The organism is Paenibacillus sp. FSL H8-0259, from assembly GCF_037963255.1.
Lineage (GTDB): Bacteria > Bacillota > Bacilli > Paenibacillales > Paenibacillaceae > Paenibacillus_AQ > Paenibacillus_AQ phytohabitans.
This window is the reverse complement of sequence record NZ_CP150147.1, coordinates 2,325,115-2,342,495: the sequence shown is the minus strand read 5'-3', so window position 1 is coordinate 2,342,495 and position 17,381 is coordinate 2,325,115. Positions and strand designations below refer to the sequence as shown.

Annotated in this window: 14 protein-coding genes; 2 read left to right on the top strand and 12 right to left on the bottom strand. The window is 51.3% G+C overall.

All coding sequences use genetic code 11. The features are described 5' to 3' along the window. Positions 1 to 82: 82 nt before the first annotated feature. Together NSU01_RS09915 and NSU01_RS09910 are read right to left on the bottom strand one after the other, a co-directional pair. On the bottom strand, positions 83 to 1,300 hold the full coding sequence (locus NSU01_RS09915) for a PLP-dependent aminotransferase family protein (RefSeq protein WP_076242664.1): 1,218 nt from the start codon (positions 1,298 to 1,300) through the stop codon (positions 83 to 85). A gap of 67 nt (positions 1,301 to 1,367) precedes the next feature. Continuing rightward, entirely contained in the window at positions 1,368 to 2,024 is a 657-nt protein-coding gene (locus NSU01_RS09910; RefSeq protein ID WP_076242663.1) for a response regulator transcription factor, read from the bottom strand. Positions 2,025 to 2,301: 277 nt separating this feature from the next. On the opposite strand from NSU01_RS09910, the gene NSU01_RS09905 reads away from it, so the two are divergent. Then, positions 2,302 to 2,709: a hypothetical protein gene (locus NSU01_RS09905; protein WP_039303387.1), complete on the top strand. Its 408-nt coding sequence runs from the start codon at positions 2,302 to 2,304 to the stop codon at positions 2,707 to 2,709. After that, on the top strand, positions 2,706 to 3,773 hold the full coding sequence (locus tag NSU01_RS09900) for a phosphodiester glycosidase family protein (protein WP_076242662.1): 1,068 nt from the start codon (positions 2,706 to 2,708) through the stop codon (positions 3,771 to 3,773). Before NSU01_RS09905 ends, NSU01_RS09900 begins: the two co-directional genes overlap by 4 nt. A gap of 358 nt (positions 3,774 to 4,131) precedes the next feature. On the opposite strand, the gene NSU01_RS09895 is transcribed toward NSU01_RS09900, so the two are convergent. From NSU01_RS09895 to NSU01_RS09850, 10 genes are all read right to left on the bottom strand, one after another. Next, the gene (locus tag NSU01_RS09895; protein WP_039303382.1) at positions 4,132 to 4,386 is read right to left on the bottom strand and encodes an AbrB/MazE/SpoVT family DNA-binding domain-containing protein; all 255 of its coding nucleotides are present in this window, start codon (positions 4,384 to 4,386) and stop codon (positions 4,132 to 4,134) included. Between the two features lie 174 nt (positions 4,387 to 4,560). Then, positions 4,561 to 5,025, bottom strand: coding sequence for a tRNA (uridine(34)/cytosine(34)/5-carboxymethylaminomethyluridine(34)-2'-O)-methyltransferase TrmL (gene trmL / locus NSU01_RS09890; RefSeq protein WP_039303379.1), 465 nt, complete (start codon positions 5,023 to 5,025; stop codon positions 4,561 to 4,563). A 159-nt stretch (positions 5,026 to 5,184) separates the two neighbouring features. Next, complete coding sequence (gene serC, locus NSU01_RS09885; protein ID WP_076242848.1) at positions 5,185 to 6,276, bottom strand: 3-phosphoserine/phosphohydroxythreonine transaminase; 1,092 nt, start codon at positions 6,274 to 6,276, stop codon at positions 5,185 to 5,187. Positions 6,277 to 6,382: 106 nt separating this feature from the next. Next, the gene (locus NSU01_RS09880) at positions 6,383 to 7,267 is read right to left on the bottom strand and encodes a hypothetical protein (RefSeq protein ID WP_076242661.1); all 885 of its coding nucleotides are present in this window, start codon (positions 7,265 to 7,267) and stop codon (positions 6,383 to 6,385) included. A gap of 241 nt (positions 7,268 to 7,508) precedes the next feature. Continuing rightward, positions 7,509 to 10,253 carry a cellobiose phosphorylase gene (locus NSU01_RS09875; RefSeq protein WP_076242660.1) on the bottom strand — a complete coding sequence of 915 codons (2,745 nt, stop codon included), beginning with the start codon at positions 10,251 to 10,253 and terminating at the stop codon, positions 7,509 to 7,511. A gap of 863 nt (positions 10,254 to 11,116) precedes the next feature. After that, positions 11,117 to 12,541, bottom strand: coding sequence for a type I glutamate--ammonia ligase (gene glnA, locus NSU01_RS09870; RefSeq protein ID WP_042135170.1), 1,425 nt, complete (start codon positions 12,539 to 12,541; stop codon positions 11,117 to 11,119). Positions 12,542 to 12,823: 282 nt separating this feature from the next. Next, positions 12,824 to 13,870, bottom strand: coding sequence for a 3-deoxy-7-phosphoheptulonate synthase (gene aroF / locus NSU01_RS09865; RefSeq protein ID WP_039303367.1), 1,047 nt, complete (start codon positions 13,868 to 13,870; stop codon positions 12,824 to 12,826). A 247-nt stretch (positions 13,871 to 14,117) separates the two neighbouring features. Continuing rightward, entirely contained in the window at positions 14,118 to 15,074 is a 957-nt protein-coding gene (locus NSU01_RS09860; RefSeq protein ID WP_042135168.1) for a 4-hydroxy-3-methylbut-2-enyl diphosphate reductase, read from the bottom strand. Between the two features lie 56 nt (positions 15,075 to 15,130). Continuing rightward, a complete protein-coding gene (locus NSU01_RS09855; RefSeq protein WP_042135166.1) occupies positions 15,131 to 16,576 on the bottom strand; it encodes a HAMP domain-containing sensor histidine kinase in 1,446 nt (481 codons plus the stop codon). Between the two features lies 1 nt (position 16,577). Continuing rightward, complete coding sequence (locus NSU01_RS09850; protein WP_042135165.1) at positions 16,578 to 17,264, bottom strand: response regulator transcription factor; 687 nt, start codon at positions 17,262 to 17,264, stop codon at positions 16,578 to 16,580. Positions 17,265 to 17,381 lie beyond the last annotated feature (117 nt).

Genomic DNA, 17,381 nt, shown 5'->3' with positions numbered 1-17,381 from the left:
AAAAAAAAAGGACAACCGCCCGCCATTCCATGGCAAGCAGTCATCCTTCTTCTATATCATGCTCCGGTTATTCCCGTCACTCTCAGCTCCGCGCCGTAAACTCCGATACCGCTTCACTCATCAGATTCATGCCCAGCAGCAGCTCATCCCGGCCGGGGTGGCTGAAGTTAAGCCGGATCCGGTCCGAGCCTCCGCTTACACTGCAGAGCGGTCCGGGCAGAAAGGCTACGCCTTTAGCCAATGAGACACGCAGCAGTGCCATGGCATCCAGCCCCTCCGGCAGCGACACCCAGAGGAACATCCCGCCAACCGGCATATCATACACGCTGCTTTTCCAGGCCGGGCGTTTCAGAAGCTCGGCCATCAGCTTCAGGCGGGTATTGTATTCCCGGTTCAGCAGGGTGATATGCTCCCGCAGATCAAAGGCGCTTACACTAAGCAGATGATGCAGCAGCCGCTGGTTCAGCGAGCTGGACTGCCAGTCCGCCATCTGCTTCGCAGCGGTCATCATCCCGATCAGCTCGCGGCTTCCCGCCGCCCAGCCCGTCCGCAGCGCCGGCGCAACCGTTTTGCTGAATGAACCGATATACAGCACATGCCCGCCCTCGCTGACATTCTCCAGCGCGTAGAGGGAAGGGTATCTCAGGGAAGGATGCTCATCATATCGCTGGAAATGCAGATCACCGTAAGAATCATCCTCTATAATCAGCACGTTATGCGAGGTGCACAGCTCAAGAATTTCCTTGCGCCGTGCAAGGCTCCACAGCACACCGCTCGGATTGGTAAAGCTCGGCGTGGCAAACAGCATTTTGGGCCGGTGCTGGCGGATTCCGCTGCGCAGATGATCGGGCAGCAGGCCGTCCTTATCCCCCTGCACCGGAATGATCACGGCACCCTGCATCCGCAGCGCCTGCAGAATGCCCGGAGAGGTCGGATTCTCGACCAGCACCCGGTCACCGGGATCTATATAGACTCTGGCCAGCAAATCGATGGCCTGTTGGCTTCCCGTTGTCAGAAGAACTCCGCCTTCGGCCACATTTACCCCTTTGCCTCCCAGCCAATCTCCGGTAAGCCACTCCCGCAGCGGGCCATAGCCCTCGGGATCACCGTACTGCAGAGCTCCGGCATCTGCCGATATCACCGTCGATGCTGCTTCAGACAACAGCGGCAACGGGAATAACTCCTCCGCCGGCAGCTCTTCCGCCAGCGAGATCAGCGTGCCGCGCCGCGTCTGTTTACGGATGCTCAGCAGTGGTGATGACAACAACGTATGTGCGCGCGCAGAGAATTCATACTTCATACGCTCCCCCCTTTACTCTGGTTTAAGAATATTCCAGCCCGGACGGCATTATGTCGTTATACGGGGATCAGGCGTAGATTTGCTTGTTCTGTCTTGAGAATAGGGCGAACTTCTCGATCGCCTGTGCCCTCGTAGATACTTCCAGCTTAACATAAATCTTGCGCAGATAGTTATCAATCGAGCGGCGGCTGACTTCAATCTCCAGGGCGATCTTATCGTATGTAATTCCTTGCACAATGCGTTCCATAATAAACATCTCTGTCTGTGTCAGCTGCATTACAGCATCCAGTCCTCTGGAAGAGGTCACCGGACGTAACCCCTTCTCAATCCATTCGAGCGGAATGGAGAGGAAGCCTTCACGGATTCCGCTAATCATCTGCAGCAGCTGATTCGGAGTCGCCCCTTTGGACAGCACTCCGCTTGCCCCAAGCTCAATCAGCGGCTGAAACATTTCTTTATCATTCTCTTCGGTCATAATTATAAAATGGGAGCTCTGTGAGCTCTTCTTCATCTCTGGCAGAACATCCTCTACCGTTCCTTCCGGCATTTGATAATCGCTGAGTACCAGGTCCGGCCCGGTATCGCGCACCATGGAAACGCATTCGCTCCAGGTGGAATACATACCTGCAACCTCCAGCTCTCCCCCTTCTTCCAGAATCAATTTTGTTCCCAACATACTTGTGGGATGACATCCCACGATGACCACCCGCCAGACTTTCATCAATGCCCAGACCTCCTGCTATCTATATAATTTACCAGAATGGAAAGCGCGATAAGCGTTTCCGGTTAACACGCAAGCAAGGAACTATGATGTCTTGTCTGTTCTTCCTACTTTTACCTTGAATACGCCCCTCAGATATTCCAATCTATAGAAATTGTATCGCAGTAGTTTAACAGGATGCAATTACTTTTTCTTGTTTTCACAAGCTCTTTCACTTTTGCGAAAATAGTAAAAGTCTGATAGAATGGGGACTTGAAAAAAAATGGCTTGAGGTGATAAAATGCAACCGCTAGCGGAATCAACCCGGGTACACTCGCGCCGGAGCGCAGAGAGAAGCGGACCTTCCGTAAAATGGTTTCTACTGTTCTGGATTTTGATGATTGCACTCGGCGTTTATGCCGTGTACAGCTACACGAACCATCTGAAAGATCAGGTGCTGAGCGAGCTTGGATCACAAAGCCAGCAGCAGCTTACCGTTTTGAAGACCGATTACGAATCCAAGATCGCCGTCCTGACCGAACAGGTGAAGGAACTGCAGAGCACGGTGCAGACCTTTAATGAATTATTGACCTTCACCAAAGATAACGCCAGCAACAAGACGGACAACAGCAACAAACTGTATACACAATTAAGCGAGGTCAAGAAACAGCTGGATGCGCTTAAGAAAGAGATGGATCTGCTCAAATGATGACTCCTGTCAAAAGAGTAAACCGCTTCTTCATGCTCCTGACCGCGCCGCTCTTCGGACTGCTGCTCTGCCTGTGGCTGTATCAGCCGCCGCTCGACCTCAAGCTCGATACCGGACCCTTTACTGCTGTCTCCGGCCCTGTTAGTGAGACCGCTAAGCTTAAGCAGGATCTGGCCGTAGCCAAGAGCTATGCGTCTTACACCATCGATTCGATCAGCGCCAGTGCCCTGCTGTACAAGCAGACCACGAATGCCATGAATGCGCTGGTCAGTACGGCCGCAGCCCAGACCTCCCGCCCGGAGCGGATCTACAATAACCGGATTACCTCCCGGCTGGGCATACCTGCCGATGTAATTACCAGTGACCGGATTACCATTGAATTGTACCGGCTGAACCCCGGAAACTATAAAGCATACGCGTTAAAGATCAGGCTGAAGGATCCTGCCGCCATGAAGATGAGTCTGGCCGGTGACGGCACTGGCGCATCCGAGACCACCATGCAGGCCGTGAACCGCTATGGTGCATCCGCAGGCATCAACGCCGGCGGGTTCGCCGATCAGAACGGCAAGCGTTATCCGCTGTCTACAACCATTGTCGGCGGCCAGTATTTGTATGGCTTCGAACCCAGCTACAAGGATCTCAGCTTCGTCGGCCTGAATAAGTCCGGGCAGCTGATCGGCGGCAAGTTCAGCAGCCGGGCACAGCTGGATCAGCTGGAGCCCGTTTTTGGCGCCACCTTCGTCCCGGTTCTGCTGAAGAATCACACCAAGACTGTGATTCCGCAGAAATGGCAACTCACTCCTAAGCGTGCACCGCGCACCGTGATCGGCAACTTCAAGGATGATCAGCTGCTCATTCTGGTGGCCGACGGTTATGACGAGAACGGCAATTCCGGGGCTACTCTGGCAGAGCTTCAGGACAAGCTGTATAACCTTGGCGTCATTGATGCCTACAATCTCGATGGAGGCGGATCTTCCTCGCTGATCTTCCGGGGGAAGGTCATCAATAACCCTTCTGACGGCAATTTGCGGCGTGTACCGACGAACTTCCTGTTCTTCAAGTAAGTAGCTGGAGTTCGTCAATGCCATAAATCACATTTTCATTTATTTTTGCGGAATGAAAGCGTATAATCAGATTAACGAATAACAGTCACTAACGGAGGTGCACAGCATGTCGTTCTCCCTGACTTTTTGGATCGTGACCCTGGTTTTTCTGCTGTTTCTGGCCGGCATCCTTACTTCTTCCTACAACGACGACAAGACCAAGGGCTTATAAGAGTCCGCTGAGCGTTTACAAAAAAAGGAGCACCGCACTGATGTGCGGCGCTCTTTTTGGTGTGAAGAAAAGCCTTACCCAATCAGCAGCCTGTTACAGGACGCCGTTCAGCGCTTCTCCTATGTAGATAGTAATGCTGTTTTGCACTTACGCGTGTCTTGGCAATTGAGTCATTTCCGAAAGGCAGCTTGCACAAATATAACGGTCTTTATATTCGCTTACGCCTTCCATACCTCCGCAAAAGACACACTTCGGACGATAACGCTCCAGAATGATATGATCGCCCTGAACCAGAATTTCTACAGGGTCGCCTTCATTCATTGAATACCTTTTACGCAGGGACTTAGGCAGAACAATTCTACCCAGCTGATCTACTTTACGTACAACGCCAGCAGGTTTCATATCTAACTTACACTCTCCTGTTCAACTGATAATTAGTAGCTGCTAAGATAAACTTAAGAATGAGAACTCTCATTCTTAAGTTCACTTTCTATACTACTTATTTCGGCACTAATTAACTATTTCGTTACTAAAATGTCGAATCCTGCTGAAAAAAATAAAAATTGATGTCAACTTTTAGAAAAGTTGCGGGAAATCCATCTGCCGGAGTGCTTCATAAACAATAATCGCTGCAGAATTAGATAAATTAAGCGATCTTACTGCTTCGCTCATCGGCATGCGCATTCTGGTTTCCTTGCCGGCTTCCAGAATATCTGCCGGCAGTCCCTTGGTTTCCTTGCCGAACACAAAGAAGTCACCATCCTGAAAGGTGAAATCCGTATAACGCTTCTCCGCCTTTGTGGTGGCGTAGAAGAAACGGCCCTCCTTATACTTCTCAAGTACTTCACTGAAGGAATCATGATACTCAATGGTTACCGCATGCCAATAATCGAGTCCGGCACGTTTCAGTGTTGCATCATCTGTACGGAAACCGAGGGGACGCACGAGATGGAGGTGGGTTCCCGTAGCCGCACAGGTGCGGGCAATGTTGCCTGTGTTCGCCGGAATTTCCGGTTCTACGAGCACAATGTGTAATGCCATAATTCGGATGCTTCCTCTCTGTAGGGTCCTAAAGACGTACTTGGCCCTGTAATGAATTCTTGATGATGGTTCCAGGCACAGGCGCAGCCCGGAAATCCTGAGCTGCGGGCAAGAAGAAGACCCTCCACCGCCAGGCGGAAGGTCAGGAGCGTTCTTTCATTAACCTTGAGTTTGCTGGAAATGCTTCATGAAATCGGCAAGTGCCTTAACACTCTCATGAGGAACCGCATTATAGATGGAGGCACGCAAGCCGCCAACGCTGCGGTGGCCTTTGAGGCCAACGAATCCTTCCGTTTCGGAAGCTTTGATGAACTGCTTCTCCAGCTCCTCCGATTGCATCCGGAACGTTACATTCATAATGGAACGGCTGCCTTCTTCCGCAACTCCGCGGTAGAAGCCGTCACTGCCGTCGATATAGTCATAGAGGAGACCTGCTTTATCACGGTTCTTGGCTTCGGTACCGGCAAGCCCGCCCTGTTCCTCAATCCATTTTAACACTTCATTAACCATATATACAGAGAAGGATGGCGGCGTATTGTAGAGAGAGTTGTTCTTATAATGTGTATCATACCGCAGAATCGTCGGAATATTCGCAGGAGAACTGGAAATCAGCTCTTCCTTGGCGATCACTACAGTGACGCCTGAAGGTCCCAGATTCTTTTGCGCACCTGCATAGATCAGACCGAATTTGTTGATGTCGAAGGAACGGCTCAGAATGTCACTGGACATATCTGCGATTAGCGGAATAGAACCGGCATCCGGATACTCTGCGTATTGTGTCCCTTCAATCGTTTCATTCGAGGTAACATGCAGATATGCGGCATTGTCAGCAGCCTTGATGCTGCTAAGCTCCGGAATCGCCAGGAACTTCTTATCCTCTGAGGATGCGGCAACATGCCCGCCGCCTGTCAGCTTGGCTTCCTTCAGGGCCTTGTCCGCCCAGCTTCCTGTCATAACATAGCTGCCGACCTGGCCTGCAGAGATGAAGTTCATCGGAACCATGGCGAACTGTGTGCTTGCTCCGCCTTGAATGAACAATACCTTATAGCCTTGCGGATTGCCGAGGAGCGAAAGCAGGCGTTCCTGAGCTTCATTATGCACAGATTCGTATATAGCCCCGCGGTGCGACATCTCCATAATGGACATTCCGCTCTCCCGGAATTCAACAAACTCCGCTTGTGCACGTTCCAACACTGTAAGCGGCAGTGCCGCCGGACCGGCATTAAAATTGTATGCTCTCTTGCTCAAAATTGCTCCCACCCTTTCTCTCCTATGAATATGGATATCGCTATGATAGCAGATAACATTAAACAGCAGCAAGTATAATTATTCACATAGGAGGTAAGCTAGACAGGCTTCAGGAGGCAAAAAATTGATAGCTGCGCTTCCAACCCTTGCTGTGACGCGGTAAAATGGTGATGTCAATAAAAACCTCGGGAGAAATTACATGTTTCTCCCCCCATAGAATGATCCGTTCCGCCGTGAAATCCCCGCTCTCCCGGATTCCGGCGCCGCTTGGCTTATGGACGAGCTCCCAATAATGATCAGCCGCCGCGTTCTCCCAGCCCTCCAGCCGGCAATAGAAGGGACGGTCCGGCGCTTCCTTCCATGTAAGACTGTTACCGGACACGCTTAGCAAATTGTCCGTATATGAGGATTCCGGCGCTTCAATCCGGAGTTTGCCCGGCAGCCTCAGCTCATATTCCCCCCCGACAGCCGCGCCGTTGATTCCGACAAAGTTATGAATATATTCCTCTATGCGCAGCGGCTTGTCCCCTACATTCTCAATCCCGTAGGCAATATCCAGCCGGTCCTCATTCAGCGTAATCGTCTTAGTCAGCCGCATACTGTAGCCCCGGCATTCCATCGGCTGGACGGTGTAAGTGACCGAATGCCTGCTGAGCTCTTGATTTATGGTGAAGGGAATAAGCGGATACTTCCCGAAAAAATCGTATGCTTCATCGCTCTGCTTCTGCAGCAGCCCGACCCCGGGCTTCGGGAACCACTCACCGGCAGCGGCATCCTCATAGCCGATTGCCCGGGAAATGGCGAACTCATTGCACAGGCCTATGCCTCCGCTGCCCTGTCCCGGAACCAGACTCTCCGGCACACAAAAGGTATGCCCCCCCTGCTCCAGAGTCACTCCTGTAATAAAACCGCTCCAATCAAACCGGGTGCCGCTATATGCTCCCGGCTCTGCTATCTCCACTGTAAGTATTCCGTTTGATAGAATATGTGCCACTTAATGCCCTTCCTTTCTACTTTCTATGTTTGGCCTATGATCGACCTATGCTTAACCTATGGATTCTAAGCTTACCCGTTACTACGGGGAATACACAAGCTTCCGGCTGCAATTTCCTGCAGGTTTCCTGAAATTACGCTCTTTTCCGCAGCTACTGCACCGTTTATAGGGCATCTCATATGAAAACGCCCGCTCCCGGCGGACCGGCAGAGCAGGCGTCTTAAATTCCTATCGTCCGGCGTTACGCCAGTACAACCTCCAGCAGATGGACTTGGCCTTCAGGCAGGGCGCTCAGCAGGCTACGCGAGATCACAACCCCTTCTGAGACGCGCTGAAGCGTTACCTCAGCCCCGTTCAGCTTCACAGCATGTATTTGGTACTCTCCGTATTCAGCGCTTCCTGAAGCCGTATAGACGACTTTCAGCTCGCGTCCGGCAAAGATAGTTTTGATAGAAGCACGGCCTTCGGCATCAAACTGTTCTTTAACCAGCTTCGGCTGCAGCAGCAGATCGCCCAGCTTGCCTTTGACACCAAATACTTCCGTGACCATCGTCAGCAGCATCCAGCTTGCCGAACCGGTCAGATACGTATACATCCCTCTGCCCTGCTCGTTGATATATTCCGGGATACCGGGGTACATCCGGCTGACTTCAAAGTCCGCGCTCAGGCTGTACAGCGAATCGAGTACTTTACGGCCTTCTTTAACAAATCCGCGTTTATACAGTGCGTTGCCGTACATTACAGTCATATGGCTGAACATGGCTCCATTCTCTTTGTGGCCAAAGGCGAAGCCGAACGCACGGCCCAGATTCTGCTGAATACCGCCGAAGTTGCTGTTCAGCCGGTAGCCGATTTTGTCATCGAACAGATTGCGCTCTACCGCCGAGACAATGCTTGCAATCTGCTCCGGTGCAGCAGCATGACCCAGCAGCGGGAAGACCTGCCCGGTCAGCGTCATACGGGTACCTTCAGCGAACTCACCCTCCACACGTTCCCCGTCATTATTGTAATAGCCGTTGAACCAGCCGTCGCCATGACCGCTTTCTACCCATTCATTGCGGCGCAGGTGATCGAAGATCCATTCCGCTTTGCGGGCCAGATCCGCTGCAACCTGCTCCAGCTTCAGCTGGGCACGGATTCCGCTAACCTTATTCGGTGCTGCGGCATAGTAGCGGTCCAGCAGCCCGTGTTTGGCAGGGATAGATTCATAATCAATAGATTCGCCAAGCGAATCCAGCAGCAGCTTCATTTCTTCCGCGAGTTCCAGGGTGTCTCCCCCGGTACGTTCCTTAAGCGTGATCAGCAGCCGGGAGAGATCCAGCAGATTGCTGGCATAGAAGGCGGTGAAGGTTACACTCTCACCCCGCTGGGCGGCCATATCCAGGCCGTCATTCCAGTCTGCGCCTTCAAGCAGAATATTGTTATGCTCACCCACATTGAAGAATGGAACCAGGTTCTGCAGCAGGATATGCTCCAGAATGGTGCCTGTATACACTTCACCTGCTGCAGTCCGCAGGCTGCTGCCGGCTCCGGGCTCCCAGGACGTATCGCGTTCCTTGCAGCGGCTCATGAAGGAATCCCGGAAATAGGACTGCTCCTGCAGCAGGAAGTCGAGATCACCGCTCTGATCGAGGTACAGCATCGTAGTAAGGAACGGCCATGCGCCGTGATCCATCCAGACGCGGGGAATATTATTACGGTCCGCTATGAATTCACCAGGCTGCTGCCCGATAATCGTTGCATTACTGCCGTCGATTCTGACACCGGCATAATTGTTCAGCAGCAGGCTGCGCACATCAGCAGGCTCCATGATCAGCAGAGCGAGACAGTCCTGCCAGAGATCACGCCAGCCGCGGCCGCCCCTTCCATAGTCATGATAAGGCAGGAAGGAGTTGCCGTACAGTCTGCGCAGCACGGGCTGCAGAGTAACCCATTTCATCCATTCATCAGCAGCATGATCTCCCGTATGGAACTCTACCGTATTCACTTTTTCTGCCCAGAAGGTCTTATTCTCCTCCAGTAGCGCATCAAAAGCAGCGGTTGAGCCATACTTGGCCATCAAAGCCGGCACGCCGATTCTGTCATTCTCAATCGCAAGTACAACTACATAGGAATGGCTCTGTCCTGGAGCTAGTGTAATCTCGGCAAAACGCAGTCCGCCAAGCGCTTCATACCCTTCCTTGTGTATTCCGCCCCCTTCACCAATCTCCGGAGCCAGATTGCGCACCACCGCTTCCGGCCAGTCCAGGCTTCCGCCTTCACCGATGAACTCCTCCTGCACCGGGAAGAAGCCAACCGGCTGTGCTCCGCCTTCCGCAGCACCAAATACCCCGTAAGAGGTATGATTCACCCGGTGTCCGCGTTCGTCGAAGGAAAGTGCCGGCTGTACCTCCACTCCGTAAGCGGAAGTATAAGTCCGGTTCAGCAGCGAAGTAACATGACGGTGATCCCGCAGATCATCTGCAGAACGCGCATACAGCGGAATGGCAGCCGTTGGAGTCAGCGTGAGCTCCTTCGTGCCGCTGTTTGTCAGCACAACCTTCATCAGCTCTACTTTGTCATTGCCGCAGGGTACGAAGCTCGTGATCTGTGCTCCTACCCCCAGCTCCTTATTGCCCCGGGTCACTTTATGCCATAACAGTCCGGCTTCCAGCAGAGATTCATCAGCACCCTCGCCATATACTGCGGCATTCTGCCGGGCGGAGTCTCCCGTAGCTGACCATGCGCCTTGTCCTTCGATATATACCCAGAAATTGCGGGAAGCGCGGGAATTATGCAGATCCTCCACAGAGAGCGGCGGAGTAAGGAATGTATTATGACCTGAAGTCACCTGACCATGCAGCTTCGGGCTGACCGAGGACATCATGCCCCCCTCATTCACCAGCGGAAAATATAAAAAACTGCTCCGGTCCGGCTGCTCCAGTCTGAAATCCCCATTATTGCCGGTGAAGCTCCAGCCTGATTTTATCTTGTGATCGTGATTCACTGTATTCATCCTCTCTCTACTACAAAGATAGATTGCATTTTAATGGAACTTTCCGAAATCGGTTTCGTTTTTCATTATTGCATCGTTATAAATCTTTGTAAAGGTTTTTTTCATGTTCTTTGATGTGCAAAATTGTTACCATAAAAGCTGATATTACAGCCTTTATTTGAATCCCACTATTCACGAAACCACTTTCGTTATCTGTCTTATATTTTATATAAATCTGACTTAAACATAGTACAAACACGCCTGAAATTTTACACATCTAAAATACATACAAAATGTAAGCGCTATATATAATCTAGTTGAGATTTTATAGGATATATTCTATTAAATAACACGAAAAATCACGAAATCACGACCACTCATAAGACCATGCCGGACTGGGATCTCCACGCTCCCTAAGTTAGTGAGCTGGAATGAGAATCCGTTATTTGAACAAATCCGGGGGATTCACGGTCAAACGGACTCAGATTCGCTTAAATTAGCATCTCCTCCTCCTTTCAGTCACGAATGAACAACATAACGGAATCTCTGTCCGTTTGGGCCCCGTTAGGTGGCTTTTTGACGAAATAGCGTCCTCTCAGTCCGCGTTAGTTCATTGATGATCCTCCGCCCCGGCCCGATCAGCAACCCAGTTTTTGCAGCAACCCGCCTTTGCAACCGCCCTGTTTCCGCAATGCCGCTATCCTACAATCATTTGTGGCCATACCAGTTACTTCCCCGTATAGATACAGAATAGCTCGGCACAACTGGTAGGCGGGACAGGTACAGCTTTGGTATCCAGAACACAACAGAAAAAGCCCCCGGAATCCAATGATCCCGGAGGCTTCTTCATCAAGCTCTATTCAAGTTAACTTATCTTATACATCAAAGTACAGGGAGTATTCATGCGGATGAACACGAATCGCAACGGCTTGAGCTTCGGAACGCTTCAGAGCGATGTAGTTATCGATGAAGTCCTTAGTGAATACGCCGCCTTCTGTAAGGAATTCGTAGTCAGCTTCCAGAGCGTCAAGTGCTTCGTCCAGTGTACCTGGTACGCTGCGGATCTTCTCTTTGTCAGCATCAGACAATTCGTAGATGTTCTTGTCCAGTGGACCGTAACCCATTTCTTCAGGGTTGATCTTCTTCTTGATTCCGTCCAGACCCGCCATCAGCATTGCGGAGAATGCCAGGTAAGGGTTAGCCGTGGAGTCAGGTGTACGGAATTCGATACGACAGCCCTTAGGTGTTACAGCAGCTACCGGGATACGGACAGCAGCGGAACGGTTACCCTTGGAGTAAACCAGGTTAACTGGTGCTTCATAACCAGGAACCAGACGTTTGAACGAATTGGTGCTTGGGTTAGTCAGCGCGATCAATGCAGGAGCATGATACAGGATACCGCCGATGTAGTGCAGAGCCAATTCACTCAGGTTAGCATAAGAGCCTTTTTCGTAGAACAATGGCTCGCTGCCGTTGAAGATCGACTGGTGAACGTGCATACCGCTACCGTTATCACCGAACAGCGGTTTTGGCATGAAGGTTGCTACCTTGCCGTATTGGCGTGCAGTGTTCTGCACAATGTATTTGTAAGTCAGGAGATTATCAGCTGTTTTCTTGAGGGTGTCAAAACGGAAGTTGATTTCCGCCTGCCCTGCAGTCGCCACTTCATGGTGATGGCGTTCGATTTCCAGGCCTGCTTCAGCAAGCAAACGGCACATTTCACTGCGGATATCCTGTTGGGAATCCACTGGAGCTACAGGCACGTATCCGCCTTTAACGCCAACTTTGAATGCCAGGTTGCCGCCTTCGTCTTTACGGCCAGTGTTCCAAGCTGCTTCTTCGGAATCAACGAAGTAGGAAGAGCTGTTCATTCCGCTCTCATAACGAACATCGTCGAAGATGAAGAATTCAGACTCAGGTGCGAAGAATGCCGCTGTACCTACACCGCTGGATTGCAGGAACTCTTCAGCCTTCACAGCGATACCGCGCGGGTCACGCTCGTAACGTTCGCCATCCGGTGTGAAAATATCACACATGATGTTAAGCGTTGGGTGAGCTGTAAAAGGATCGATGTATGTAGTGCTTGGATCAGGCATCATTACCATGTCCGACTCTTCAATACCCCGGAACCCTGTAATGGAAGAACCATCAAATGCTACACCATTCTCAAATGTTTCTTCTTCAACTGCGGATGCTGGCAGTGAGATGTGGTGAGCACGTCCACCCAAATCTACAAACCGGAAATCCACCCATTCGATATTGTTCTCCTTGATCGTCTGCAATACTTTTTCAACCGACATGCTTTATTCCTCCCCAAGTTCCGAACATTAGGCCGCTCACAGTATCAAATGTTCTTGTTTTTATTTTTTTGCTGTCGTCATTATAAATCTCAAACCTAACATCGTCAATGCTTATGTCAGGTATTTCTTACGACAATGTAAGATATTCTGACGCTTTGGTGAAAAAACTCCCTTCATCCGATTCCCATGTCACCTTTGTCCTATATTCAATAAAAATAGCCCCCTTCCTCCGCCCAAAGCGGGAGAAGAGAGCCTGTAAGAAGCTAATTCGCACTCTGAAATTTAAACTACCGGGGCTGCTTCCAGTGAAGGAGAGAACTTGCGTCCAACAAGCGGCGCCAGCTTCTCAAGATCTCTAAGCAGGCTGTCGAACTGTTCCGGGAACAGAGACTGTACTCCGTCACCTGTCATGGAATTATCAGGGTCGGTATGCATCTCGATGATCAGACCATTGGCTCCCGCAGCAACCGAAGCCTTGGCCATAGGCGCAACCAGCTCACGGCGTCCGGTGCCATGGCTTGGATCGGAAATCACCGGCAGATGGCTGAGGTTCTGCAGCACAGGAATAGCTGAGAGATCCAGCGTATTGCGTGTGTAGGTTTCAAAAGTCCGGATTCCGCGCTCACATAACATAACATCACGGTTGCCCCCGGCGAGAATGTATTCCGCTGCGTTCAGCAGCTCATCGTAAGTCGCACTGAAACCGCGTTTCAGCAGGACGGGACGCCCGCAGGTTCCCAGCTTGCGCAGCAGGTCAAAGTTCTGCATGTTACGTGTGCCTACCTGCAGAATATCCGCATGCTCTGCACAGATATCCACATACTCCGGCGTCATCACTTCCGTGATGGTCAGCAGGCCGTGGCGCTTGCCGGCTTCGGCCATCATCGTAAGACCTTCCACGCCTACACCCTGGAAGCTGTAAGGTCCGGTACGCGGCTTGAAAGCACCGCCGCGCAGCACCTGGCCGCCGGAAGCTTTAACCAGCCGTGCGATTTCATCAATCTGCTCCGGGGATTCCACGGCACAAGGGCCGCCCATAATGACGAGATTCTCTCCGCCGATCTTCACCCCGCGGATATCGATAACCGTATCCTCCGGATGGAAATCACGGCTTGCCAGCTTATAAGACTTGGTAATCTTCACGACGTTCTCGACGCCCTTCATCTGGCGCAGATGCTCGGCCAGCTTCGGGGTCACGCCGCCGACAAGACCGATTACGGTATGATCTGCTCCCCTTGAGAGATGTACCTGCAAGCCTTCTTTTTCAATTACGGCAATAATATCATTTACCTGATCCTGCGGTGTTTGGTTGGATGTAATAACGATCATATTATAGCTCCCCTTTTTGGACACTTATTCTTATAAACGGGTATAATCAATCAAATTTAATACTATCTCGCTACGACGCGTGTACGCTTTTAAGCACTAAAGTGATTTTACCGCAAGTTTCTGTTCCAGTCAACCCCAATAGGCTATATATAACAAAACCGCTTTGGGACGAAAAAAACGGCAGCACACCTGAATACAGGCCGCACTGCCGCTATACCTATTCTATAAGTTCATTTTTGCTATCAAGTCAGGTAGCACTCGCACTCTTGTTCTTCACAGGCGGTAGAAGCTTCGCCATATTCACGGTGCGTATGATCTCCCAGGTCGCAGGATTTGCTTCGTCATACTGCTCCAGATAATTGATAACTTCCTTGGTAATCGGTGTTGGCGTAGACGCACCTGAGGTTACTCCCACCTTGGTAATCCCCTTCAGCCAATCCCTATTCAGCTCAGATACATCTGAGATCCGGTGAGCCGGTACGCCGGCAATTTCCTCCGACACCTGTGCCAGACGGTTAGAGTTATTACTGCGCGGATCACCGACAACAATGACCAGCTCACACTGGCCTGCCTGCTCCGCTACCGCTTCCTGGCGGACCTGGGTCGCCATACAGATCTCATTATGGACCTCGGCTCCCGGGAAGGTCTCCAGCAGTTTTTTCATAATATGCTTAATATCCCACTGGCTCATGGTGGTCTGATTCGTAATTACAATACGCGAGGAAGGGACCGAGAGACCGGCAATTTCATCTTCCTTCTCAATCAGATGGACATGTTCAGGGGCAATCCCCACCGCACCTTCCGGCTCAGGATGACCTTTCTTGCCGATGTAGATAACCTCGTAGCCCTCTTCAACCTTTTCCTTGATGAGGTCATGAGTCTTTGTTACATCGGGACAAGTGGCATCGACTGTGGTTAACCCTTTGGCCCGTGCTATCTTGCGTACCTCGGGCGACACACCATGAGCAGTGAAAATAACCGTCCCGCTTTCTATTTTATCCAAAATATCCAGACGGTTATGCCCGTCCAGCGTAATGATTCCGTCATCCTCAAAGGAGTTCGTGACATGGCTGTTATGCACAATCATGCCCAATATATAAATCGGCCGTGGCAAATCAAGATTTTGTGCGGCCTGCCGTGCCATTACCATAGCATCGACGACGCCGTAGCAATAGCCCCGGGGAGAAATTTTGATGACTTCCATGATTCACCGCTTTCTGCTGTCAATGACTGCTGTAATAGGAACCGTTTAATTATACCCTATTCCAGCGGCGGGGCAAAGAGAAGCGGCATCCAGATCACAAAAGTCGTCCCTTCCCCCTGCCGTGTGACCACCTCTACAGAACCGCCGTGCTCATCAATTATCCATTTGGCGATGGACAGTCCCAGACCGATCCCTTCGGTAATTCCTCTGGATTCATCCGCACGGTAGAAACGGTCAAAGATATGCGGCACTTCGTCTTTGTCCATCCCGATTCCGGTATCCGAGATACGGATTCCCACCTGGTTCTGATAAAAGACGGCATCCAGCGTAACCTCACCCGCAGGCGTGTATTTAAAAGCATTATCAATGAAGATGAACAGCATCTGCTGCAGATAGTCCTTGTTGCCAAGAATATATTTGCCGTTCAACTGGCCCATTTCGCCCACAGACCACTCCGCCTGACGCGGCAGGAAGGAAGCACGGCGTGCTACTTCGGTCATCATCGGCTCCAGCGCTACCGGCTCTATATCAAAGGTCCGGCCTGTATCCGCTCTGGCCAGAGAGAGCATATCCGCCACCAGCCGGCTCATACGCTTGGATTCATCGGCAATATCCTTCACCGATTCAATGGAGAGCTGGCGGATTTCCGCCTCGGTCATCCGGCTGTCATCCGGTTCCATCTCCCATATCTTCTCCAGCAGATCAATATTTCCGCGAATCGTTGTAAGCGGTGTCCGCAGCTCATGCGAAGCATCCGAGACGAAGCGGCGCTGCGTGGCATAGGCCTCCTCCAGCCCCGTATAGAAGCCTTCCATCCGCCCGAGCATACTGTTCACCGTCTCAATCAGCCGCCCGATCTCATCCTGCGGACCGTCATATACGATCCGCGAGCTGAGGTCAGTTCCCGTCTGTATCCCGTTCGCAGCTTCAATGACCTTGCCGATCGGACTCATTGCTTTGCGGGCCAGGAATAAGCCGAACGTAAAGGCTGCAAACAATGTGGCAAAGGAGCCTACCAGCAGGATATTCTTAAGTGTCAGCAGCAGCCGGTCCTGTTCTCCCGTATATACAGCAACTTGAAGTACAGCAGGAAGCATTCCATCGGTCGTACTCACATCAGTTGATATCTGATAGATCAGAAAGGGATTGCCCTCATAGCTCGCTTTTATAAACCCTTGCTGATTCTTAACTGCAGTCTGGTCGGGGATTTTAAACTTAAGCTCGATATTCTCCATATTGTCATTGGTAAATAATCGTTCCAAGTCGTATATATACATTTGTGCGAACAGATTCTGCCCTTCCGGACCGCCAATCACAAGCTTCAGCTTTCCGTCGCTCCACGCCTGTCCCAGAACAACTTTGTTTGACTGCTCTTTAAGCCGGTCTTTGATGTCACCATAGCTGTAAAAATATACAAACCCGTAAATTGCAGCAGACAAAGCCAGCAGCATAATGGCCAGAATCCCTGAATACCAGGCAGTCAGCCGCAAACGTATAGACATATTAGTCACCTCTTAGGATGTAGCCGGCTCCCCGGATCGTTTGAATCAGCCTTTTGCCGCCATGCTCTTCCGTCTTCTGGCGCAGCATTGCGATGTATACCTCCAGCACGTTGGATTCACCGCTGTAATCGTAACCCCAGATCTTGTCCATAATCAGATCACGGGACAGCACCCGCTTCGGATTCTGCATGAAAAGATGCAGCAGTTCAAATTCCTTCGCCGTCAGCTCCAGACGTTTGCCTGCACGCGTCACTTCACGCGAATCTACATCCAGTGTGATATCCTCATAGGAAACCGCCTGGTCCGAGCCTCCGCCCTGCTCACTTTTGCGCCGGAGCAGTGCCCGTACCCGGGCAAGCAGCTCCTCCAGAGCAAACGGCTTCACCAGGTAATCGTCCGCACCCAGATCGAGCCCTTTGACCCGGTGTTCAATCTCATCCTTGGCCGTCAGCATAAGTACCGGAACACTGCTTCCGCCCTCACGCAGACGGCGGCAGACCTCGAACCCGTCCACTTGCGGCATCATTACATCCAGGATAACCACATCCGGATCACTGTTCAGAACAGCACGCAGCCCATCTGCCCCGTTAGCGGCTGTTTTGACATCATACCCTTCAAAGGCAAGCCCGCGGCGCAGCATGGATATAATTTTCTCATCGTCATCAATAATTAAAATATTCGGTCGCATCAAGCAGCCCCCATTGTTCAGTTCATATATCTATATTGTATCATGAATCCGTTTATCCGCAGCCTATGCAGCAAAAACGGAAGGGTCTCCCCTTCCGCTGCGCTGCTCACCGTCCGG